General features: G+C 60.5%; 21 protein-coding genes and 2 pseudogenes. 17 read left to right on the top strand and 6 right to left on the bottom strand.

Annotated features, from left to right (window positions below; genetic code table 11):
• The first annotated feature begins 37 nt into the window (after positions 1-37).
• The 4 genes from GIW79_RS25575 (at position 38) to GIW79_RS25560 (ending at position 3,749) form a co-directional block, all read left to right on the top strand.
• Positions 38-403 carry a type II toxin-antitoxin system RelE/ParE family toxin gene (locus GIW79_RS25575; protein ID WP_034127312.1) on the top strand — a complete coding sequence of 122 codons (366 nt, stop codon included), beginning with the start codon at positions 38-40 and terminating at the stop codon, positions 401-403.
• Positions 396-701, top strand: a complete 306-nt coding sequence (locus tag GIW79_RS25570; protein ID WP_057977105.1) for an XRE family transcriptional regulator — start codon at positions 396-398, stop codon at positions 699-701. Before GIW79_RS25575 ends, GIW79_RS25570 begins: the two co-directional genes overlap by 8 nt.
• Before the next feature lie 132 nt (positions 702-833).
• The gene (locus GIW79_RS25565) at positions 834-2,387 is read left to right on the top strand and encodes a DUF726 domain-containing protein (protein ID WP_054897040.1); all 1,554 of its coding nucleotides are present in this window, start codon (positions 834-836) and stop codon (positions 2,385-2,387) included.
• 42 nt (positions 2,388-2,429) lie between these two features.
• Positions 2,430-3,749 carry an Nramp family divalent metal transporter gene (locus tag GIW79_RS25560; RefSeq protein ID WP_072448638.1) on the top strand — a complete coding sequence of 440 codons (1,320 nt, stop codon included), beginning with the start codon at positions 2,430-2,432 and terminating at the stop codon, positions 3,747-3,749.
• Between the two features lie 76 nt (positions 3,750-3,825).
• Here GIW79_RS25560 and GIW79_RS25555 read toward each other — a convergent pair whose 3' ends face one another.
• Positions 3,826-4,758: a LysR family transcriptional regulator gene (locus GIW79_RS25555; RefSeq protein WP_236455288.1), complete on the bottom strand. Its 933-nt coding sequence runs from the start codon at positions 4,756-4,758 to the stop codon at positions 3,826-3,828.
• 119 nt (positions 4,759-4,877) lie between these two features.
• On the opposite strand from GIW79_RS25555, the gene GIW79_RS25550 reads away from it, so the two are divergent.
• The 6 genes from GIW79_RS25550 (at position 4,878) to GIW79_RS25525 (ending at position 8,207) form a co-directional block, all read left to right on the top strand.
• A complete protein-coding gene (locus GIW79_RS25550) occupies positions 4,878-5,366 on the top strand; it encodes a DMT family transporter (protein WP_014718846.1) in 489 nt (162 codons plus the stop codon).
• Positions 5,367-5,370: 4 nt separating this feature from the next.
• A complete protein-coding gene (locus GIW79_RS25545; protein ID WP_003191976.1) occupies positions 5,371-5,826 on the top strand; it encodes a DMT family transporter in 456 nt (151 codons plus the stop codon).
• An 88-nt stretch (positions 5,827-5,914) separates the two neighbouring features.
• Positions 5,915-6,085 (top strand): putative metallothionein, encoded by a 171-nt coding sequence (locus GIW79_RS25540; RefSeq protein WP_019816816.1) that lies wholly within the window; start codon positions 5,915-5,917, stop codon positions 6,083-6,085.
• Positions 6,086-6,199: 114 nt separating this feature from the next.
• On the top strand, positions 6,200-6,976 hold the full coding sequence (locus tag GIW79_RS25535; RefSeq protein WP_236455290.1) for an AraC family transcriptional regulator: 777 nt from the start codon (positions 6,200-6,202) through the stop codon (positions 6,974-6,976).
• A 69-nt stretch (positions 6,977-7,045) separates the two neighbouring features.
• Positions 7,046-7,219 (top strand): DUF1427 family protein, encoded by a 174-nt coding sequence (locus GIW79_RS25530; protein WP_014718843.1) that lies wholly within the window; start codon positions 7,046-7,048, stop codon positions 7,217-7,219.
• Positions 7,220-7,247: 28 nt separating this feature from the next.
• On the top strand, positions 7,248-8,207 hold the full coding sequence (locus GIW79_RS25525; protein WP_236455292.1) for a quinone oxidoreductase family protein: 960 nt from the start codon (positions 7,248-7,250) through the stop codon (positions 8,205-8,207).
• 150 nt (positions 8,208-8,357) lie between these two features.
• On the opposite strand, the gene GIW79_RS25520 is transcribed toward GIW79_RS25525, so the two are convergent.
• Together GIW79_RS25520 and GIW79_RS25515 are read right to left on the bottom strand one after the other, a co-directional pair.
• The gene (locus tag GIW79_RS25520; protein ID WP_236455294.1) at positions 8,358-9,389 is read right to left on the bottom strand and encodes a purine-nucleoside phosphorylase; all 1,032 of its coding nucleotides are present in this window, start codon (positions 9,387-9,389) and stop codon (positions 8,358-8,360) included.
• A 14-nt stretch (positions 9,390-9,403) separates the two neighbouring features.
• On the bottom strand, positions 9,404-10,354 hold the full coding sequence (locus tag GIW79_RS25515) for a nucleoside-specific channel-forming protein Tsx (RefSeq protein ID WP_032872109.1): 951 nt from the start codon (positions 10,352-10,354) through the stop codon (positions 9,404-9,406).
• Between the two features lie 212 nt (positions 10,355-10,566).
• On the opposite strand from GIW79_RS25515, the gene GIW79_RS25510 reads away from it, so the two are divergent.
• Positions 10,567-11,379, top strand: coding sequence for an aminoglycoside phosphotransferase family protein (locus GIW79_RS25510; RefSeq protein ID WP_034127320.1), 813 nt, complete (start codon positions 10,567-10,569; stop codon positions 11,377-11,379).
• On the opposite strand, the gene GIW79_RS25505 is transcribed toward GIW79_RS25510, so the two are convergent.
• Positions 11,361-12,308: an AraC family transcriptional regulator gene (locus GIW79_RS25505; RefSeq protein WP_236455295.1), complete on the bottom strand. Its 948-nt coding sequence runs from the start codon at positions 12,306-12,308 to the stop codon at positions 11,361-11,363. The two genes, GIW79_RS25510 and GIW79_RS25505, sit on opposite strands and share 19 nt — an antisense overlap.
• A gap of 254 nt (positions 12,309-12,562) precedes the next feature.
• Between GIW79_RS25505 and GIW79_RS25500 the strand changes: the two genes are divergently transcribed.
• Complete coding sequence (locus GIW79_RS25500) at positions 12,563-13,336, top strand: L-iditol 2-dehydrogenase (protein WP_054918665.1); 774 nt, start codon at positions 12,563-12,565, stop codon at positions 13,334-13,336.
• Between the two features lie 222 nt (positions 13,337-13,558).
• Positions 13,559-14,206: an isochorismatase family protein gene (locus GIW79_RS25495; protein ID WP_236455297.1), complete on the top strand. Its 648-nt coding sequence runs from the start codon at positions 13,559-13,561 to the stop codon at positions 14,204-14,206.
• A gap of 85 nt (positions 14,207-14,291) precedes the next feature.
• Here GIW79_RS25495 and GIW79_RS25490 read toward each other — a convergent pair.
• Positions 14,292-14,417: pseudogene (locus GIW79_RS25490) on the bottom strand (ABC transporter substrate-binding protein); the annotation flags it as partial.
• A gap of 892 nt (positions 14,418-15,309) precedes the next feature.
• On the opposite strand from GIW79_RS25490, the pseudogene GIW79_RS25485 reads away from it, so the two are divergent.
• The 3 genes and pseudogenes from GIW79_RS25485 to GIW79_RS25475 all read left to right on the top strand — a co-directional run.
• Positions 15,310-15,554: pseudogene (locus GIW79_RS25485) on the top strand (transposase DNA-binding-containing protein); the annotation flags it as partial.
• A 206-nt stretch (positions 15,555-15,760) separates the two neighbouring features.
• Positions 15,761-16,333: a DUF2239 family protein gene (locus GIW79_RS25480; protein ID WP_236455299.1), complete on the top strand. Its 573-nt coding sequence runs from the start codon at positions 15,761-15,763 to the stop codon at positions 16,331-16,333.
• Positions 16,334-16,355: 22 nt separating this feature from the next.
• A complete protein-coding gene (locus tag GIW79_RS25475) occupies positions 16,356-17,711 on the top strand; it encodes an MATE family efflux transporter (protein ID WP_236455300.1) in 1,356 nt (451 codons plus the stop codon).
• On the opposite strand, the gene GIW79_RS25470 is transcribed toward GIW79_RS25475, so the two are convergent.
• Positions 17,695-18,282, bottom strand: a complete 588-nt coding sequence (locus GIW79_RS25470) for a TetR/AcrR family transcriptional regulator (protein WP_054897053.1) — start codon at positions 18,280-18,282, stop codon at positions 17,695-17,697. The genes GIW79_RS25475 and GIW79_RS25470 overlap by 17 nt on opposite strands.
• Positions 18,283-18,414: 132 nt before the next feature.
• Here GIW79_RS25470 and GIW79_RS25465 point away from each other — a divergent pair.
• On the top strand, positions 18,415-19,522 hold a 1,108-nt coding region (locus GIW79_RS25465), incomplete at its 3' end, for an MFS transporter (protein ID WP_236455302.1).

The following is a 19,522-nucleotide window of genomic DNA, read 5'->3' as shown; positions in this document are numbered from 1 at the left end:
TGCACTTGAGTTTATATTCCTTGGGTGGCATATTTGCATGGTCTGGGACATTGAATACACGGATGAATTCGAAGAGTGGTGGGATGGCTTGGATGCAAAGGAGCAATCGTCGGTGGCTGCCAGTGTTGATTTGCTGGGGCTGTTCGGGCCTGGGCTGCGCTTTCCCCATAGCAGCGATATCAAGGGTGCTCGGCACGGCAACCTGCGAGAGTTGCGGGTACAGCATGCAGGGCGACCTTACAGGGTGTTGTATGCCTTCGATTTTCGGCGCTGTGCAGTGTTGCTGATAGGTGGCGATAAAACCGCACAGCACCGTTGGTACCACGAGTACGTACCCTTGGCAGAGAAGCTGTACGACGTACATTTAGACTCATTGCGTAAAGAGGGCCGTGACCATGGCTAAGAAATTCGCGGAACTGAAAGCTCGCATGACACCTGAGGCGCACGCCGATGCCGAGCAGATATTTCAGCAACACTTGAAAGAAATGCCGCTGCATGAGTTGCGCAAAGCCCAGCAACTGAGCCAGGCAAGCCTGGCAAAGGCATTGAATATCAACCAGGCAGCGGTTTCGAAGATGGAGCGTCGTACTGATATGTACATCAGCACGTTGCGTGACTACATACGTGCGATGGGGGGCGAGCTGGAAATCATCGCCACTTTTCCGGATGGCCAGGTCAAAATTGACAACTTTGCCTGTTGAAGTAGCTGGGCTCTTCGCCAGATTCAGGCTATTCCAATTGTCCTGAGCGTGGCGAACGCTGGTCAGGATTCACCTTCCTTGTCGGCTCTGTTTGTTACTATCGCCATCCCTTCCGCCAGGAGTCACCGCCCCATGCAACACCAGTGGGATGAAATGCACCGCACCCGCAAACCCACGTTCGTCTTGTGTGGCGAGCCCCAGGGGGATGTGCTCAATCTCTATGTTCACGGTTATTCGGCATTCTTCAACCGTCAGCAACTGGGCAGTTTCAAGGAGCAACTGGCCGGTATCGAAGGGTCGACCAACCTGATGTTGTTCTGGCCGGCGGGGCATTTTCTGGAAAACCTGTTTGCACCGTTCAAGGACGTGCTCGCCTCGCTGCTCGGCGGTGGCGGCCTGGGCGCGGCGACGGTGGGCGTGGGCAAGGCCATTGCCTATTTTCTCGACCATTACAAAAGTGTCGAGGCACGGGTCGATGAAGTGGCCAAGACGTTATTGCCAGAGCTGGCCGGCTACCTGCACGACCAGTCGCTGCCGGTACGGCGTATCAACCTGATCGGCCACTCCCTGGGCGCGCGTATCCTGGTCAAGAGCTTGCTGGCCAGCCCCGAGATTGCTCGCGAACTGCCGCTCGATAACCTGTTGTTGATGGGCGGGGCGATTTGTACATCGAGCCCCTGGGATGATGTGTCGGCGCCGCTCAAGGGGCGGTTGATCAACTGCCACTCCAGCAAGGACTGGGCGCTGGCCATGAAACCCGATACCGAGCGTTGCATTGGCCGCTATGCGATTGACGTAACGCCCGCGCTCAAGTCCAAGGTCACCAATGTGCACCTGGCCAGCTTCGATCATGCCGCCTATTGGCCGCAGTTGAAGACGGTGGTGCAGTACACCGATTTGCTGCAGGAGCGGCGCGGCATGATCCGTGTGGACTCGCGCAGCAGTGAAGTGCGTTTTGCCGAAGCGGACGTGGACCTGTACCCGGCATTGGTGCAAGCGCGGCCGGAGGAGCTGAAGTTTCTTGCCGAACTGATGGCGCAAAAGCGCAGTGCCGCGATTGATGCCAGTGTGCGCGAGCCGTTGAAACTGGCCATTGAATTGCAGCGCATGGGCGGTGATAGCTTTATGAACCTGGCCCGTGGCCATGGCGTGGGCTATCGCCAGATTGCCGAAGATGTGGCGCAACGCCTGGGCATCAAGTTCGACCAGCCACTTGAGCACGTGGCGCTGGCAGAGATCGAAGGGCAGGTCGCAGAAACACTGATCGAGCAGTACAAGGACAAACTCAGTCGCGCTGATCGCCAGGCGTTCGAGGCCGAGCTCAAGGCGGCTGCACAAAAAGAGCAGGGGCTGTTCAACCGTTTCGATCTGGGGCGTTCGGCCACCACCGCCTTGAGCGGCACGGCGTTGGCCGGGCTGACTGGGTTTATCCTGCGGCGCGGTGCGGCCACGGCGATTCCGGTGGTGGGCCAGGCGCTGGCTGCGGCGATGTTGCTGGTCAGCGGGGTGCGAGCGTTTTCCGGCCCGGCATATTCGATCACCACCCTGGCGGTACTGGTGATCGGCGTGATTCGCCAGCGCATGGAGCGCGAGGCCCTTAACCAGGAACTGGAGCTGGTGGTGCAAGTGGTGGAAGCGTTTGACCTGCCGCGAGACACGGTGATGCGCACGGTCGCGTCCGACTGATAAGCTGCTGCCCAAGTCTTGTGTATTTGCCTGGAATACCGCGTGAAATTCAGCCTGCCGAAAATCGCTACCGCCCCGTTCTGCCCGCCGGAAGTGGCCGGCTCTGTCGCTGTTGATCCCAAGGCCTCGTTTTTTAAACGGGTGCTGATGTTCGCTGGCCCCGGCCTGTTGATCTCCATCGGCTACATGGACCCCGGCAACTGGGCAACGGCCATTGAAGCCGGTTCACGCTACGGCTACAGCCTGTTGTTTGTGGTGCTGCTGGCCAGCCTGGCGGGGATGGCGGTGCAGTGCCTGTGTTCACGGCTGGGTATCGCCACTGGCAAGGACCTGGCGCAACTGTGCCGTGAGCGCTACAGCCAGCGCTCTGCTCGTACCCAGTGGGTGTTGGCGGAAATCTCCATCATCGCCACAGACCTTGCCGAAGTGCTCGGCTGCGCCCTGGCGTTTCACCTGTTGCTGGGCGTGTCGCTGACCACTGGTATTGTCATCACTGCCTTCGATACGCTGTTGATCCTGGCCCTGCAAAATCGTGGTTTTCGCCGCCTGGAAGCGATCATGCTGGCGCTGGTCGCCACCATCGGCGTGTGTTTTTTCATCGAACTGGTGCTGATCAAACCCTACTGGCCCGACGTGCTCAGTGGCTTCACTCCGTCACTGTCGGCTATCAGCGATGCGGCGCCGTTGTACTTGGCCATCGGTATTCTCGGCGCGACGGTCATGCCTCATAACCTCTACCTGCACACCTCCATCGTGCAGACCCGCCTGATCGGCAAGGACCTGGCGAGCAAACAGGACGCGGTCAAGCTGGCGCGTATCGACACCATCGGCTCCCTGGCCTTGGCGCTGTTGGTCAACGGCGCCATCCTGGTGCTGGCGGCTGCAGCCTTCTACAAGACCGGCCATACCGATGTGGTGGAGATCCAGGACGCCTATCACCTGCTCGATCCCTTGGTCGGCGGTGCTTTCGCCAGCATTCTGTTCGGTATCGCCTTGCTGGCTTCGGGTCAGAGTTCGACCTTTACCGGCACCATTGCCGGCCAAGTTATCATGGAGGGTTACCTCAACCTGCGCATACCCTGCTGGCAGCGCCGCCTGATTACCCGTGGGCTGGCGCTGATCCCGGCGTTTCTAGGTGTATGGCTGATGGGTGATGATGCCATCGGCAAGCTGCTGATTCTCAGCCAGGTGGTCCTGAGCCTGCAGTTGCCCTTTGCGCTGTACCCGCTGATCCGCATGACTGGCGACAAGCAATTGATGGGGCCATTCGTCAACCGGCTGCCCACGCGGCTGCTGGCGTGGTTTCTGTTCGCGGTGATCAGTGGGGCGAATGCGTGGTTGATCGGGCAGTGGTTGTTCTGAGCTAGGGTTGAGTCATGTGCTCGTTTTCTCAACACCGCCTTCGAACAGTTTGCGCTCCATCAGGGGGCGGTCACACTCACCGATCCCAATACGGCACCGTCCCAAAACACTCCACGAAATAGTCGATCACCGTGCGCACCTTCAATGAGAGCCTGCGGCTGCCCGGCCACAACGCGGCGATCTGTTGGGGCTCCAGGGTTGTCGCGACCTCATACTCACTCAGCACCGCCTGCAAGGTGCCGGCGCGCAGGCTTTCGCCAATCAGCCAGGACGGAAACGCCACCAGGCCCAGGCCTTGTTCGGCGGCGTGGGTGAGTGTGTCGGCGTGGTTGCCAGTGATGGGGCCGCTGACGCTATAGGGGGTCCAATCGCCTTGGCCGCGGCGGAAGAACCAGCGCTGCTGACCGGTGATGCCTTTGTAGGCCAGGCAGTGGTGGTGGGCCAGTTCGTCGGGGTGGCGCGGCGTGCCATGCTGGGCCAGGTAGGCGGGGCTGGCTGCGATGCGAAAGCGTTGCGGCGCGAAGATGCGCGCCTGCATGCCCGAGTCATTGAGCACGCCGATACGAAACAGCAGGTCGGTGCCGTCTTGCAGCGGGTCGACGAAGGTGTCGGTCTGCTGGATATCCAGTTGCAGCTTCGGGTAGCGCCGGCACAGCCCTCCCAGCCAGGGTGAAAGGTGACGCTGGCCGAACGCCATGGGCGCGTTGATGCGCACCAGGCCGCTGGGTTCGCTGTCTTGCTCCTGCAGGGCCTGGTTAGCCGTCTCCAACTGCTCGAGTAGCAAGCGTGCGTGACGGCCCAGCAGGCGGCCGGCTTCGGTGGGGCTGACGGCACGCGTATGGCGGTAGAGCAATTGCTGGCCGACGACCTGTTCCATCAGTTGAATCTGCCGCGAAATGGAGGAGGGCGCCAGGCTTTCGCGGCGGGCCACTTCGGAAAAGCTGCCCTGGTCCAGCACGGCCACAAACAGGCGTAGCGCCTTGAAACTCAGTTCATTCAAGCCCTGCATCGTCTCTCCAGGCTGTGCGTTTTGCGCAAAGGTGTTGTCCGCATACTCCCATTTATCGCACAGCACGGCCACCGGATAATGCGCGCCATGTTTTTCCTTTCTTGATACACGGGTGATGTATGCAGGCACGTTCTACCGAAGGCCTGGCGCAGGCCAGGCCGAGCAATAACCTTCTACGGCTGCTGCTGTTGCCGTTGGTGATTCTGGCGGGCATGGGCCTGTCGGTGGAGGCCGGGTTGCTCGGGCCATTGGGCGCGCAGGTCGGGCATTTGTGGGCGACGTTGAGCATCTTTGGCGTTGGCACGGCGATTCTGTTTTTACTGCTGCTGTTCAGCGGCCCGCAAAAGGGTCCAGCATTCACGCAACTGCCACGCTGGCAGCTGATCGGCGGGTTTCTGGGGCCGATGTACGTGGTGGTATTGACCCTGGCCACACCGCACATCGGCATCGCGATGACCATGATCGCGATCCTCTCGGGCCAAGTGGGCAAGAGTGTGTTGATCGACCACTTCGGCTGGTTCGGCACGGCGCGCAAACGGGTCAATGGCGAGCGCTGGATCGCGTTGGCGTTGATTGTGGCGGCTCTGGTTCTGATTGCACGAGGTTAAGACGATGAATCTGTTTATGTTGTTGGTGGTGGTGATTGCAGCGGGGGCGGTGCTGAGTGTGCAGGCCGCTATCAATGGGCGTCTGGGCCAGACGGTGGGGGTATTGCGCAGCAGTCTGTTGACCTTCGCGGTGGGCGCGCTGACCACGGCGCTGTTGATATTTTTCTTCGAACCGGCCCAGGCCGTCAGCCTGCTGGAGGTGCCAAAGTGGCAATTGACCGGTGCCCTGTTTGGCGTGGTGTACATGATGGTGATGGTCGGCGCAGTGCCTGTGGTCGGCACAGCCGTCGCCACGGTGGCGGTGATTGTCGGGCAACTGGGCATGGGCATGCTGATCGACAACTTTGGCTGGCTGGGCAACCCGGCGATCGAGCTGTCGGGCAGCCGTATCCTCGCCATGCTATTGCTTGCCCTGGCGTTGGTGTTCATGTACCGCAGTAATAGCCGCCGGGCCGACTGACGGCGCTGAACCATGCTTGCTTGCCCAGGGTCACTGCTTAAGGTGCGGCGCTCGCCGCATCGGACGACCATGAAAAAGGAGTCTGACCATGCCAGATCAAACCTGTGCTTGCCCTCACTGCAAATGTGTATTGGGCGCTGACGCAATAATGAAAGACGGCAAGGGCTATTGCTGCCAGGGCTGTGCCGAGCATCATGCTCATGGTGAACCCTGCGCGGCGGCGACGGGTTGCGAATGCGCCAAGTCAGCCCACGGTTGACAGGATTGACCTGCAGGCCCGGCCACCCGGTGCCTGCAGGATGAGTAAAAACAGTACGCTTGCCGGCGACCAGTCTTTACCATGGTCACCCGACCCGATTGATGTGTACCCGCAATGGCCCTGGCCGCGCCCCCCGACCTCAGTGATCACGCCGTTCCCGTGCAGCCGTTGGCGCGTACCTACCCGCGTGGGTTGTACGTAGAGCCGCACAGCCACGATTGGGGCCAGTTGCTCTACGCCATGAGCGGAGTGATGTGGGTCGAGACGCCCCGCGAAGCCCTGGTAGTGCCGCCCCAGCGTGCGGTGTGGTTGCCGCCGGGGGTGGAGCACGGGATTCGCGTGGTCTCCGATTTGCAGATGCGCAATATCTACCTGCGCCCGGCGTTGGCGGCGACGCTGGACAGCCAGGTGCAGGTCATAGAAGTGGGCCGCTTGTTGCGTGAGTTGATCGTGACATTGGTGGAGCAGGGCGATCACGGCGATGCGGCCTATTACGAGGCTGTCGTAGGCCTGGGCCTGTTGGAGTTGCAACGCGCACGGCGCTCGCCTATTCGCATCGCCATGCCGGTGGCGGCTGATCGTCGGCTGATCAATGCGTGCCAGGCCGTCATGACGTCGCCCTCCCTGGACATCCCGTTCGAGCAGCACGCCGAGGCCGCGGGCGCCAGCGTGCGCACCCTGGCGCGGTTGTTCCAGCAGCACCTGGGCATGGGGTTTGCCCAGTGGCGCCGTCAGGTGCAGTTGGCTACGGCGGCGGCGGAGTTGATCCAGGGCCATTCGGTGAGCGGCATAGCGCGCACCCTGGGCTATTCGCCCAGTAGCTTCAGTGACATGTTCCGACGTGAACTGGGAGTATCGCCGTCGCAGTACAGGGGTTGGCCGAAATCCTGAAGCACTTGGCCGATACCCACGGTAGACGCGCCCTAGACTGAGCCCATCAATCAACCGGGCGCAGCGTTCATGAGCTATTTGATTTCCTTGGCCATCGGCCTGTTTGTCGGCGTGATCTACGGCGCGCTGGACTTCCGCTCGCCTGCACCGCCCGCTATCGCACTGGTCGGCCTGATGGGCATGCTGCTCGGCGAAAAGCTCTGGCCCATGGCGCGGCAGTTGGTCAGTGGTTGGTTGTCCTGATCCCTTTTTCCTTCCACGGATGCCCTCTATGAACGCACTGCAATTTACCGCCACCGGCGACCTCGCCCACCTGCGCCTGCTGGAGGTGCCCATGCCGGTACCGTCTGCCGGCGAAGTGCTGGTCAAGGTCAACGCGGCGGGCCTGAACCCCAGCGACGTCAAAAACGTGCTTGGCCGTTTCCCCTACACCACGCTGCCACGCATCCCTGGGCGTGACTTCGCAGGCGTGGTGGTGGAAGGCCCGCAGGCATTGCTCGGCCAGGAGGTCTGGGGCACCGGTCGTGACCTGGGTTTTTTCGCTGACGGTTCCCATGCCCAATACCTGCGCGTGTCAGCCAAGGGCGTGGCGTACAAACCTACGCACTTGAGCTTTGCCCAGGCGGCCAGCCTCGGTGTGCCCTATACCACCGCCTGGGATGCCCTGGAGCGCAGCGGCGTTGGCAAGGGCACGCGCTTGCTGGTGGTCGGCGCCAACGGCGCGGTCGGCAGTGCGGCGTTGGCGCTGGCGAAGATACGCGGTGCGCAGGTATTGGCGGCCGTGCGCAAGGCCGATCAGCTCGAGATGTTGCAGGCCCAAGGGCTGGAGGCGATTGCCTTGGGCAAGCCGGAGGAATTGGGCGCGCAAGTGCAGGCCGTGTTCAAGGGCGGCGCCGACGTGATCTTTGACACTACCGGTTTCTGGCTGCCTGCCGCGGTGGCGGGGCTGGCACCGTTCGGCCGCATCGCCATCATCGCCGCACCGGTTGACGGCCATGTGCAGTTACCGGCCCTGGCGCTGTACCGTAAGGGCGGATCGGTGGTTGGGATCAACTCTTTGCTCTATAGCTGCGAACAATGCGCGGTGATGCTGGAGGCGTTTGGGCGCTTCTTTCATGAAGGCCTGTTGCCGCTGCCTACAGGGTTGCGTGAAGTGGCGTTGGCGGAGGGTGTTCAGTGCTATGCAGAAGTGAACAACGGCAGCCCAGACAAAATCATCTTCCTGCCCTGATGGATAGAAATGTGGGAGCGGGCTTGCTGTGGCGAGGGAGCTTGCTCCCGCTCGATAGCGCAGCTGGAGCCGGCTTTTTTGGGGGCGCTACGCACCCCAGCGCAAGCAAGCTTGCTCGCCACAGCAAGCCCGCTCCCACAGTGTTGATCTTTATTCGGCTTCGGGAACGCCTTTTTCCCACGCCGACCAGTTCTTCACAATCGCTTGGACCAACGGGTTGCCCGTGCGGTACAGGTTTTCCAGCGCCGGTACAAACCCACCCTGGTCCGCATACTTGAGCAGGTTGTCCACTTCGCTGTAGCCAGGGTAAGGCCGGTCAAAGTCGGAACCTGCGCGCACCACGGCCAGACGCTGGATATCCACCAAGCCTTCGCGGCTGGCGCGCAGCAGCGCTTCGTAGGTGGAGTTGTCTTCCTGTTGGGTGGTGCAGTATTCGCCTTTGTTGTCGGTGAGCAACTTGGTCCAGACTTCGGCACGTTCGCTCAACCGGGTACCGGAAAACCAGGTGTTGCCCGCCAGGGTGTCGCAGCGGGTGACTTGCGGCGGCTGGTTGGCCGGGGCGGCGGGGTAGTGTTTGCGCCAAGCGGCGGACTCTGTGCTTTCTGTCAGCTCCACCTTGTGCGACAAGGCAAACGCCTTGGCTTGCAGCTTGGGGTTGAGCTCAAACACTTCGGTCTTGTAGTCCAACGGTGGTTTTTCGTTGGGGCCCTTGGTGTTGATCCCGATATAGCCCGTCGGCCAGTCCTTGGGTGCATCCCGTGAATCCAGCTCCCACTGCGTGCCGAACTCCACCAGGTAATGAGCCCAGGCGGCGGTGCCGATGGTGCCGTGCTTGGGGCTGATACCGGCGATTCCGGCGATCAGGAAGTAACTCTGGCGCAGGTCGAACTTAGGCGACAAGGCCAGGGCCAGGGTAGACGCGGCAGCGTTGGTCTGGCCCATGCCGGTCACCAGCAGGCACACGTCTTGGGTGTTGCAGCGAATCACGGGATATTCGGCGGACAAGCCCGGAACGCGTACTTCTTGTTTAAGCTCGAGGCGGTCGATCCAGGTTTGCGCCTCGGGGGCGAACATGGTGATCAGCATCACCTTGGGTTTGATCGGTGGCGGGTTATCCGCCAGCACCACGTGAGGCAATAGGGCCAGGCCGACGGCCAGCGAGATACGGGTCAATGCGTTCATCTACAGCTCCTTGATCAGAATTGATAGCCCACGCCAGCGTAGTAACCCCAGCCGTCTGAGCGTGCGCGGAAGTTGCCTTCGCCGAAATTCAACTCGCTGCCATCCTCCCAGTTGCCGCCGTTGTGAAAGTAACGGCCGACCAGGGTAAAGCGCAGGTGGGTAAACGAGTACAGCAATACGTTGGTGGCCACCAGGGAGTTGGCGGTGCGCGCCGGGTTGTCCTTGTGCAGGTCCGAGCCGAAATCGTAGTTGGTGAAACCGATGTAGGTCAGCGAGGCGCCGTTGTCGAACTTGCCGATGGGCACGATGTACTTCATCTGCGCTCGGTAGCCGTCCCAGGAATACTCATTGCTGGCGCCGTAGTTTTCCCACTGGTAGCGCCCGTAGAAATTGGCCGACAGGTTGACTCGCGAGTGGGTGTCGATATCGGTGCCCAGGCCGCTGTACAGGGTGTTGGCGCGGTTTTCCTTGCGGCTGCCGTGGTCATAGATCCAGTCAAAGGCCACATACCATTCCTTGAATGGGCCAATTGCCAGGCTGCGTCCTGCGAGGTAGTCGATGGAGATCCGCGGTTCATGCTCCATGAACACCGGCGAGCCATGGTCCCACACACCTTTGTCATTACTGTTACCGATGGTGAGGATCTTCGGCACATCGATATAGCCGTACAACTCAAAGGGGCCCTTGCGCCCGAAGTACTCGTATTCCAGGTAGACGTCATCTTGAGGCTTGGGGCCGAAACTGATGTCTTTGCTGCCAATCAGCGTGAGGTCCTGGTTAAACCACTCGGACAGATACACGCCTTTTTTCGCCGGGGGGTTGGCTTCAGGGCTGAGGGTTTCGCCCTGTGCTGAGTCATCCACGGGCTTTTCCTGCGCCAAAATGGGTGCACTGAGTACTCCCGTAACGGCAGCCAGTAGCAACGAAACGCCAAGACCAGCACGAGGCTTTGAGGTGGGGTGCATTGAAAGTCCTTATTCTTACGCGGTTTAAACCCGATTAGACGGGGAGGAGTGAACTTGGCGGTCAAGTTCGTTCCGCAAACGTTTGCACAGGTTGTACCAACTTGGGTCAATGGCTTGAACTATCTAGAAAAAAGAGCAATTAGCCGACGCTTTGGTCAGGAAAACAGTGGGATTTCTGTCATCCTGATGCGTCACCCCTGTGGAGGAATCTGATGTTCGAACACTACCTGCGTGCCTGGGAGCTGAGTGCCGATGGAGAGCCTATCGTCACACCCGGCAGCCACCTGTTGCCGGTCCGCTGGAAGGGCGTGCCGGCGATGTTGAAAATTGCTCATACCCCTGAGGAAAAACTCGGCGGCCGCCTGCTGAGTTGGTGGGCCGGTGACGGTGCGGCACGGGTGTTCGCCCATGACCACACTGCAGTGTTAATGGAACGCGCCACGGGCCCAGGTTCCTTGATGCGCATGGCCCTCAATGGTCAGGACGACGAAGCCAGCCAGATCGCCTGCGCAACCCTGGCCCGGCTGCATGCGCCTCGTGTGTCGCCGCCCGAAGGGTTGGTTGGGCTGGATGAGTGGTTCAGATCCTTGTGGCACGCCGCCGAACAGGAGGGCGGTGCCTTACGCGACTGCGCGGCGACGGCCCGGACATTGCTGGCTGCGCAACAGGAGGTTGTGGTACTGCACGGTGATTGCCATCACGACAATATCCTCGACTTTGGCCCTCGTGGCTGGCTGGCGATTGATCCAAAGCGGGTGATGGGCGAGCGCGGTTACGATTACGCTAATCTGATCTGCAATCCGGACTTGCCGACCAGTAGCGATCCACTGCGTTTCCGCCGCCAGGTTGGGGTTATCGCCCTGGCGGCCGGCCTCTCACGTCCGCGTTTGTTGCAATGGGTGGTGGCTCATGCCGGGTTGTCTGCCGCCTGGTTTCTGGAAGACCAGGAGCGCGAGCGTGCCATGATTGAGTTGCAGGTTGCCCGTCTGGCACAGCAGGCACTGGCTCAAGGGGCGGGCGAGTAAGGCGGCGGGTGATGGGTAACCGGGGTGAATAATTGAAGTGCGGCCTGCCGCCGGTACTCACTCGGCGTCTGGTGCATTTCGATACGAAAGTGGCGATTGAAATTCGACAGGTTGGCGTAGCCCACCTCAAAGCAGATGTCCGCCACTGACATCTGGCTGTGCAACAGCAAGCGGCAGGCACGCTGCACGCGGAACTTGCGCATCAGGTCGATAAAGCCGTGGCCGGTGTTGCGCTTGAAAAACCGCGAAAAGCCGGGTTCGCTCATGTCCAGTTGCCGGGCGATGTCCGACAGGCGTACATCGCCGGTCAGTTCCCGCATCAGGTAGTCAAGCGCCTTGTTGATACGTTCGGCGCTGCGCGCATCCAGGGTTGGTGCGTAGCACGGGCTGGCCAGGGTATTGGCCTGTGCAGGCGGTGCGTTCTTTAGGGTGTCGAGCAATTGCAGGAACAGGGCCAGGCGTTGCAGCCCATGGGCGCAGCCGATGGCCTCCATCAGCCGTGCCGCGCTCGTTGCGGTCTCGCCGGTGAATTCGATGCCCCGTCGCGCCCGTGCAAACAGTGACTGTAAATCACCGAGCTCAGGCAGGGTGTTGCGCAGAGCGAGCAGGGCGGCGCCGTCGAATTGCAGCACCACATCACGCCCGTGCAGGTATTCGCCCGGCGCCAGGTCACCGATCCAGTCGTGGGGCAGGCCAGGGCCGATCAGTGCGACATGCCCGGCGCTGAATGCACCGATATAGTCGCCCGCCACCAGCTTGCCGCTGCCTTGGCGGATCAGGTGGATTTCGAATTCAGGGTGGTGGTTCCAGCGTGCCAGTTCATAGGGATAGTCATGTTCGAACCAGCGAAAACCATGTTCCGGTTCGGTCAGGATCACCTCAAGCTCGGCAGGGCGATGCTCGAACAGGGTGGCGGGGCTGACGGGCATGGTGCTGCCTCTTGTGGCGGTGCAATTTTCCCAAAATACCCGCACTGGCAATCGCTGCGCTAGCCCTGGTTTCGCCTGAGGCTGATACTTTTTTGATCCTGTGCCTCAGGTTAAAAAAGTATCAGCCTCGCATTCGCCAGCCGTTTGTGAGGCGGCAGGTCAAGCTGCTGTAATCGAGGCTCCACAACAAAGGTCGGCAAGCTGTTCTCGGCGGTGTTCACCGGCTACCGGCAATAACCTTTACAGGACCCCCCATGAAACGACTCGAAGGCAAAAGCGCGCTGATCACTGGATCGGCGCGAGGCATTGGCCGTGCGTTCGCCCAGGCCTACATCGCTGAAGGCGCCACCGTGGCCATCGCCGACATCAACCTGCAGCAGGCCCAGGCCACCGCCGCCGAACTGGGGCCCAAGGCTTACGCGGTGTCGATGGATGTCACCGACCAAGCCTCCATCGACGCGGCGATCGCCACGGTGGTGAGCCACGCCGGCAAGCTCGATATCCTGATCAACAACGCCGCACTGTTCGACCTGGCGCCCATCGTCGACATCACCCGCGACAGCTTTGAACGACTGTTCTCGATCAACGTCGCCGGCACCCTGTTCACCCTGCAGGCCGCAGCCCGACAGATGATCAACCAAGGGCATGGCGGCAAGATCATCAACATGGCCAGCCAGGCCGGGCGGCGGGGCGAGCCGTTGGTGGCGGTCTATTGCGCGACCAAGGCGGCGGTGATCAGCCTGACGCAATCGGCGGGCTTGAACCTGATCAAGCAGGGCATCAACGTCAATGCCATCGCCCCCGGTGTGGTGGACGGCGAGCATTGGGATGGGGTGGATGCGCTGTTCGCCAGGCATGAAGGGCTGGCGCCTGGCGAGAAGAAAAAGCGCGTAGGGGATGAGGTGCCGTTTGGGCGGATGGGCACAGCTGAAGACCTGGCTGGCATGGCGATCTTCCTGGCGTCGACGGACGCCGACTATGTGGTGGCCCAGACCTATAACGTTGATGGCGGCAATTGGCTGAACTAGCAGTTAACGCTGACCCAACTGTGGGAGCTGGCTTGCCTGCGATAGCGTTGGTGGATTCACTCCCGTCATTGCAGGCGAGCCAGCTCCCACCTTTGAACTTCAGCGTGCTTGAGAATAGGGTAAGTCAGCAACGCATCGATCCCCGCAGTAAACTGTCCCATACTTCAAGATTTCTACGCTCGCCCGGAGGCGGTCGTACGTGCAGACCACCCGAGAACGACCATGAGCCTTTCGAAAGCCGCCATCGCTTCATTTGACGTCGACGCCCAGAAGAGCTTCACGCCCTTGTGTCCCAACGAGTTGCCAGTGGCCGGTGGCGACGGCATTGGTGCCGAACTCAATTACATGGCCAGTCTCGCCGGCCACCGCATCGGCAGCAAGGACGCCCACACCCCCCACGCACCCTGGGTGGTTGCGCAGCACAGCGAGATGCTGCAACCCACCGGCCTGGCCCATGCCGATGTGACCTGGGTCAGCCACTGCGTGCCGGGTACTGAAGGGTTCACCCTGCTCGATGAATTGCCCACGCCCTATGACTACGAGTACTTCATCTGGAAAGGTGTCGAGCCCGACCTGCACCCCTACGGCGCCTGTTACCACGACCTGCACGACAAACTGTCCACCGGCGTCATCGAGTACCTCAAGGCCCACGGCGTGGCCCGCGTGATTGTGGGCGGGCTGGCGCTGGACTATTGCGTCAAGACCACCGCGTTGCAATTGCTCAAAGCCGGATTGCAAGTGGTCCTGCATTTGCCGGCGTGCCGCAGCATCAGCGAGGACGGGGGTGTACAGGCGGTGAATGAGTTGCTTAAGGCGGGTGCTGGCATTAGCAGCACCCGCGAAGAGCTGGCCGTGTTAGCCGCGCGTTAAGGAGACACGCCATGGAAAGTGCGCCCTGTGACGCTCCGCGTCACGATTGCGCTGGGCTCAAGCCTCAACGCTCAATCGACCGACCTCACCGCGCATTCCACTCCGGTCGCGCCTGGTTAACCTGGTCCCAATCAATCGAAATCGCTGTCTGCAAGTAACCCTGCATGGCTTTCACCTGCGCACGGGTCTTGTCGGTAGTGGGTGTTGTCGGGCTCTGGTCACCTTCTGTCGACTGGATTGGTAAGAGAATAACGCTGCATTACATAATTAAAAATGAACAGGGAGAGTCCCCCAAACTGACCTTGAAAATTGAAGCGTAATTGTAATGGCTTGCGTTTGAAAACACGTGGGCTCGCACTCAGCGAAATGTCTGGCTCCCATTAACTGCAACCAGGCAAAGCCATCGGCTCACATTGGCTGAAAATGCAAGCGCCCGAATAGAAATTATGTACGTTAGGCGGATCAGCATGTCAACTTAAGCCCTTGTACAAAATGGCCTCTCTAAAAGAATCTAGGTACTGAAAATGCCTGAAATTTTTCTTCGGGCACTTAATGTGATCCAGAAACGAGTGATGTAGTCGGGCCAAGCGGCCGATGTTGTCGAGCCGCTAGACTTATTAGCTGAAGCCGGAAGATGTGTTAACTAGTTGTGTCTTCCCGAGCCTTGATCAAGGCGCTGATCAATTAAAACTTTTACTTGATCTGCGGTTGCGTTAAGGAGAGTAATAGCGTTCCCGTTAATGTCAAAGCCCTGAAATGAATTCGCTTGATAGGCAGGATCATGTTGGCGAATGATAAAACCTCTATATGCAGTATCTGCTGGATAACCCATGATAAATTCTCTCTCGATTTGTGAGTAATGTTTTTATCTTGCAGCTTTAAGTTACAAGCTAATATCGAGCCACGTCTACTGTCATAGTTGACAGGTATTTGGGGTTGTAAGCCCAAGTCCCAGATTTTTCCGGCAGCGCGCCAAACTCAGTAATCGCGGGGCTGCCGGAAAAAAGTGACTTGCGACACCGCTTGCCAAACGCGAAAACGGCAACTTTTCAGGGGTGAAGCCGTCGTCAAGCAACATTACATGCATCTGCGGGTTGGCCTTGTTGGCCTGGACTTTGGCGAGGATGGCCGATCACCCAAGTAGCAGCATTCCCGCGGCTTGTCGGCGACTGGCCGAGACGATGGCCGCTTATCGGTTTCTTGATGATGAAAAGTCATGTTCCAAAAAGTGCTTCAGCCCAATCAGGACGCGACTCTTGAGAGAATGTAAAGCAGTCCCGTGGTGCTGTTGATTCAAGACGCAACCGAGATGGATAAATGGGTAAATCTTGGGCCAAAGGGATGGGGCCGAGCCGCTTGCCGATGGTGGTGGAGTTGCTCAAGCACGAATCAGCAGCCACCGCCCTGCGTTGCGCAGGTCCTCGCAGGCGTTTGGGGGTAGGGATTCGACAACCACTAATGTTCACGGAAAAATCTCTGTGTTGCAGCCTTGCAAGTCGGTAAATGTTGACTAATATGATCCGGGTAAAACAAATAAAATCCGGGTAATAAAAAATGCCTACGCAAATTTTCCCACTCTGCACGGCTTTCGCAGTTCATCAGCGCATTGCTGCCGGTACTTACCCCGCAGTCGCCGAGGCACTTGCCGAACAAGCGTTGCCCGCCGGTAGCTTCCTGGTCTTCGATGATGCCACCGGCAGGCAGGTCGACTACCCGTGGCCGGCGGGCTATGCGCCGCAGCAACCTGCCCAGGCCCACATCGAGGATGATCCGCCCGCCACGCCCTCGGTGGGCCGCCCGAAGTTGGGCGTGGTCGCCCGCGAAGTCACCTTGTTGCCACGTCATTGGGAGTGGCTCGGCCAGCAGCGCGGTGGTGCCTCGGCCGCCTTACGCCGGTTAGTGGATGAGGCGCGTACCGGCCAGGCCGGCGCCGATAAGGCACGCCAGGCCAAGGAAGCCAGCTACCGCTTCATGAGCGCCATCGGCGGTAACCTGCCGGGTTTTGAAGACGCCTCGCGAGCGTTGTTTGCGCAAGACCAGGCCGACTTTTCCAGCAAGATCGCGCACTGGCCGCCGGACGTGCGGAGCTACCTGGCCTGGTTGTCGCGCAATGCCTTCTGTAGCTAAACATACCGGAACTCGACCCCTTATGGACGTTACCCAGCAACGCCCGCTGTGGCAGATCTACCTCATGTTCCTGGCACCGATGGTGCTGTCCAATTTCCTGCAAAGCTTTTCCGGCACCCTCAACGGCATTTACGTTGGCCAGATGCTGGGCACCCAGGCATTGGCCGCGGTGTCGGGGATGTTTCCCATCGTGTTTTTCTTTATCGCCCTGGTGATCGGCCTGGGGGCGGGCGCCTCGGTGTTGATCGGCCAGGCATGGGGCGCCCAGGAGACCGGGATGGTCAAGGTGATTACCGGTGCCACCCTGACCCTGGGCGCGTTGGTGGGCCTGGTGGCCGCCGTGCTGGGCAGCCTGTTTGCGCGCCCGGCATTGCAGGCGTTGGGCACGCCGGTGGATGTGCTCGACGATGCCGTGGGCTACGCCCAGATGATGATGTTGATCATGCCGTTGCTGCTGGTGTTCATCCTCTATACCCAACTGTTGCGTGGGGTCAGCGACACGATTTCGCCGTTGCTGGCATTGATGGTCTCGACCCTGGTGGGCTTGCTGCTGACGCCTGCGCTGATTCGCGGCTGGATCGGCCTGCCGCCCATGGGCATCCAGAGTGCGGTGTATGCGGGGCTGGTAGGTAACGCTTTGGCGATGCTGTTTCTGGTCCTGCGCCTGCGCCACAAAAAACACGTGATGGCACCAGACCGCGAGTTGCTTGCCGCCTTGCGCCTGGACCGCGTCGTCCTCGGCAAAGTCCTGCGCATCGGCCTGCCGACGGGCTTGCAGATGGTGGTGCTATCGCTGTCGGAGCTGGTCATCCTGGCCCTGGTCAACGGCCACGGTTCCCAGGCCACGGCGGCCTATGGCGCGGTGACGCAGATCGTCAACTATGTGCAGTTCCCGGCGCTGTCGATTGCCATCACCGCCTCGATCCTCGGCGCCCAGGCGATTGGCGCCGGGCGCCTGGAGCGTATCGGGCCGATCCTGCGCACGGGGCTTGTGATCAACCTGTGCCTCACCGGTGGCTTGATCGTGCTCGGCTATGGGCTGTCCCACTGGTTGCTGGGCCTGTTCATCACCGACGACAGCGCACGGGTACGGGCCGAACACCTGCTGCACATCATGCTCTGGAGCATTCTGGTATTCGGCTTCCAGGCGGTGATCGGCGGCATCATGCGCGCCAGCGGCGTGGTGCTGATGCCGGTGGCGATCTCGATCTTCTGCGTGCTTGGCGTAGAACTGCCAATGGCCTATCTGTTCAACGCCCACTTCGGATTGGAAGGAGTGTGGATGGCATTTCCGGTGACCTACCTGGCGATGCTGGTGTTGCAGATCGCCTATTACCGCCTGGTGTGGCGGCATAAGCAGATCAAACGGTTGGTGTGAGGCTCAGCCCCTGCAGGAGCAGCTTCAGGCCTTGCAAGCCTTCCTCCAGCCGTGTGCCCGGGTGTTCATCCCGGGCAATCCACAACGCGGTATTGACCAGGCTGCCGTTGATCAACTGCGCCAGTGCGTGGCTGGGTGCCGTAGGCATCAGACCCGCTTGCATCAGGGCCTCCAGCAATTGGCGCAAGGATTCCACGCAGTGTTGTTGGGAGCCTGTGTCGCCCAGTACCGCCGGTGCATCCTGCAATACAATGCGCTGGATTTCCGGGTCCTGGGCCATGCGCAGATAGGCCCGGCAGCGCTCGCAAAAACCACTCCAAGGCTCTACGGCCTGCTCCGAGATGCGTTGCAAGCGCGCGTCCATCTCGCTGTCGAGTTGAGCAACCACCGCCGCCAGCAGCCCTTTTTTGTCACCAAAGTGGTGATACAGCGCACCGCGCGTCAGGCCGGCGCGGGCAGTGAAGTCATCCATCGAGGTATTGGCATAGCCTTGGGTGGCGAAGGCCCGGCGCGCGCTCGCTATCAGGCGGGCGCGGGTGTCTTCGATCATTTCAGCTCGGGCTCGGCTCATGGGCGTCTCTTGGCTAAGTGATTGACATACGCTGCGTATGCGAAGCATGATTTGCCACATACGCACCGTATGTATTCTGCCCTGATGGTTTCAGATAGCAAGCCCAGGGCGTCGAGCAAGAGGTCAAGCAGGATGGCAAACCCCTACGCTGAATTATTCCAGGTCCCTGGTGCCCGGGCCTTTGTGCTCGCTGGCATGCTGGCACGCATGCCGATATCCATGACCGGCATCGGCCTGATCACCATGCTGTCCCAGGTGCATGGCGGCTATGGTCTGGCCGGTTCGGTGGCGGCAGTGTTTGCCCTGGCCACGGCGATTTGCGCGCCGCAAGTGTCACGTTGGGTGGACCGCTACAGCCAGGGCAGGGTGCTGCCGATTGCCGCGCTGATCGGCGGCGGGGCGCTATTGATGTTGCTGCTGTGTACGCGGTTGCAGGCGCCGAATTGGACGCTGTTTCTGTTCGCCGCGCTGGCGGGCTGCATACCCAATATGTCGGCCATGGTGCGAGCGCGCTGGACCGAGTTGTACCGTGGCCAGCCCAGGCTGCAAACCGCGTTTGCCCTGGAGTCGGTACTTGATGAGGTGTGCTTCATCATCGGCCCGCCCATTTCGGTGGGGTTGAGCGTGGCGGTGTTCCCAGAAGCCGGGCCCCTGGTGGCGGCGTTGTTGCTGGCGGTGGGCGTCACCACCTTTGTGCTGCAACGGCAAACCGAGCCACCGGTACACGCGCATCAGGGAGCACACGGTCGCTGGCTGATTGCGTCGCCGTCGGTATTGATCCTGATGATTTTGCTGCTGGCCATGGGCGTGATCGTCGGCGTGGTGGATGTGGTCAGCGTGGCCTTCGCCCAGCATCAAGGCCAGCCGGCGGCGGCGAGTATCGTGCTGTCGGTGTATGCCATTGGTTCGTGCCTGGCGGGGTTGGCCTTCGGTGCCCTCAAACTCAAGGCACCGTTGCCACGCCAGTTCCTGTACTGCGGCGTAGCCACGGCGTTGACCACCTTGCCCTTGCTGTTGGTGAGCAATATTCCCGGCTTGGCCGCTGCAATCTTTATCTCCGGGCTGTTCTTCGCGCCCACCTTGATTGTGTCGATGGCCATGGTGGAGCAGATCGTCCCGGCCAGCCGCCTTACCGAAGGCATGACCTGGCTGATCACCGGCCTGAGCATCGGCGTGGCCATTGGCGCCGCCAGTTCGGGGTGGATGATCGACCACTTTGGCGCCACCAGCGGGTTTTGGG

The organism is Pseudomonas sp. PA-7-1E (assembly GCF_021605325.1).
Classification (GTDB): Bacteria; Pseudomonadota; Gammaproteobacteria; order Pseudomonadales; family Pseudomonadaceae; genus Aquipseudomonas; species Aquipseudomonas fluorescens_BV.
Note: the sequence above shows the minus strand (reverse complement) of the source record. Positions and strands in the feature narration are given on the sequence as shown.

What these genes read in the sequence shown, in the direction of transcription:
- GIW79_RS25575 (WP_034127312.1), top strand. Translation starts at nt 38, where the DNA reads ATGGTCTGGGACATTGAATACACGGATGAATTCGAAGAGTGGTGGGAT.
- GIW79_RS25570 (WP_057977105.1), top strand. Translation starts at nt 396, where the DNA reads ATGGCTAAGAAATTCGCGGAACTGAAAGCTCGCATGACACCTGAGGCG.
- GIW79_RS25565 (WP_054897040.1), top strand. Translation starts at nt 834, where the DNA reads ATGCAACACCAGTGGGATGAAATGCACCGCACCCGCAAACCCACGTTC.
- GIW79_RS25555 (WP_236455288.1), bottom strand. Translation starts at nt 4,758, where the DNA reads ATGCAGGGCTTGAATGAACTGAGTTTCAAGGCGCTACGCCTGTTTGTG.
- GIW79_RS25550 (WP_014718846.1), top strand. Translation starts at nt 4,878, where the DNA reads ATGCAGGCACGTTCTACCGAAGGCCTGGCGCAGGCCAGGCCGAGCAAT.
- GIW79_RS25545 (WP_003191976.1), top strand. Translation starts at nt 5,371, where the DNA reads ATGAATCTGTTTATGTTGTTGGTGGTGGTGATTGCAGCGGGGGCGGTG.
- GIW79_RS25540 (WP_019816816.1), top strand. Translation starts at nt 5,915, where the DNA reads ATGCCAGATCAAACCTGTGCTTGCCCTCACTGCAAATGTGTATTGGGC.
- GIW79_RS25535 (WP_236455290.1), top strand. Translation starts at nt 6,200, where the DNA reads ATGGCCCTGGCCGCGCCCCCCGACCTCAGTGATCACGCCGTTCCCGTG.
- GIW79_RS25530 (WP_014718843.1), top strand. Translation starts at nt 7,046, where the DNA reads ATGAGCTATTTGATTTCCTTGGCCATCGGCCTGTTTGTCGGCGTGATC.
- GIW79_RS25525 (WP_236455292.1), top strand. Translation starts at nt 7,248, where the DNA reads ATGAACGCACTGCAATTTACCGCCACCGGCGACCTCGCCCACCTGCGC.
- GIW79_RS25520 (WP_236455294.1), bottom strand. Translation starts at nt 9,389, where the DNA reads ATGAACGCATTGACCCGTATCTCGCTGGCCGTCGGCCTGGCCCTATTG.
- GIW79_RS25515 (WP_032872109.1), bottom strand. Translation starts at nt 10,354, where the DNA reads ATGCACCCCACCTCAAAGCCTCGTGCTGGTCTTGGCGTTTCGTTGCTA.
- GIW79_RS25510 (WP_034127320.1), top strand. Translation starts at nt 10,567, where the DNA reads ATGTTCGAACACTACCTGCGTGCCTGGGAGCTGAGTGCCGATGGAGAG.
- GIW79_RS25505 (WP_236455295.1), bottom strand. Translation starts at nt 12,308, where the DNA reads ATGCCCGTCAGCCCCGCCACCCTGTTCGAGCATCGCCCTGCCGAGCTT.
- GIW79_RS25500 (WP_054918665.1), top strand. Translation starts at nt 12,563, where the DNA reads ATGAAACGACTCGAAGGCAAAAGCGCGCTGATCACTGGATCGGCGCGA.
- GIW79_RS25495 (WP_236455297.1), top strand. Translation starts at nt 13,559, where the DNA reads ATGAGCCTTTCGAAAGCCGCCATCGCTTCATTTGACGTCGACGCCCAG.
- GIW79_RS25480 (WP_236455299.1), top strand. Translation starts at nt 15,761, where the DNA reads ATGCCTACGCAAATTTTCCCACTCTGCACGGCTTTCGCAGTTCATCAG.
- GIW79_RS25475 (WP_236455300.1), top strand. Translation starts at nt 16,356, where the DNA reads ATGGACGTTACCCAGCAACGCCCGCTGTGGCAGATCTACCTCATGTTC.
- GIW79_RS25470 (WP_054897053.1), bottom strand. Translation starts at nt 18,282, where the DNA reads ATGAGCCGAGCCCGAGCTGAAATGATCGAAGACACCCGCGCCCGCCTG.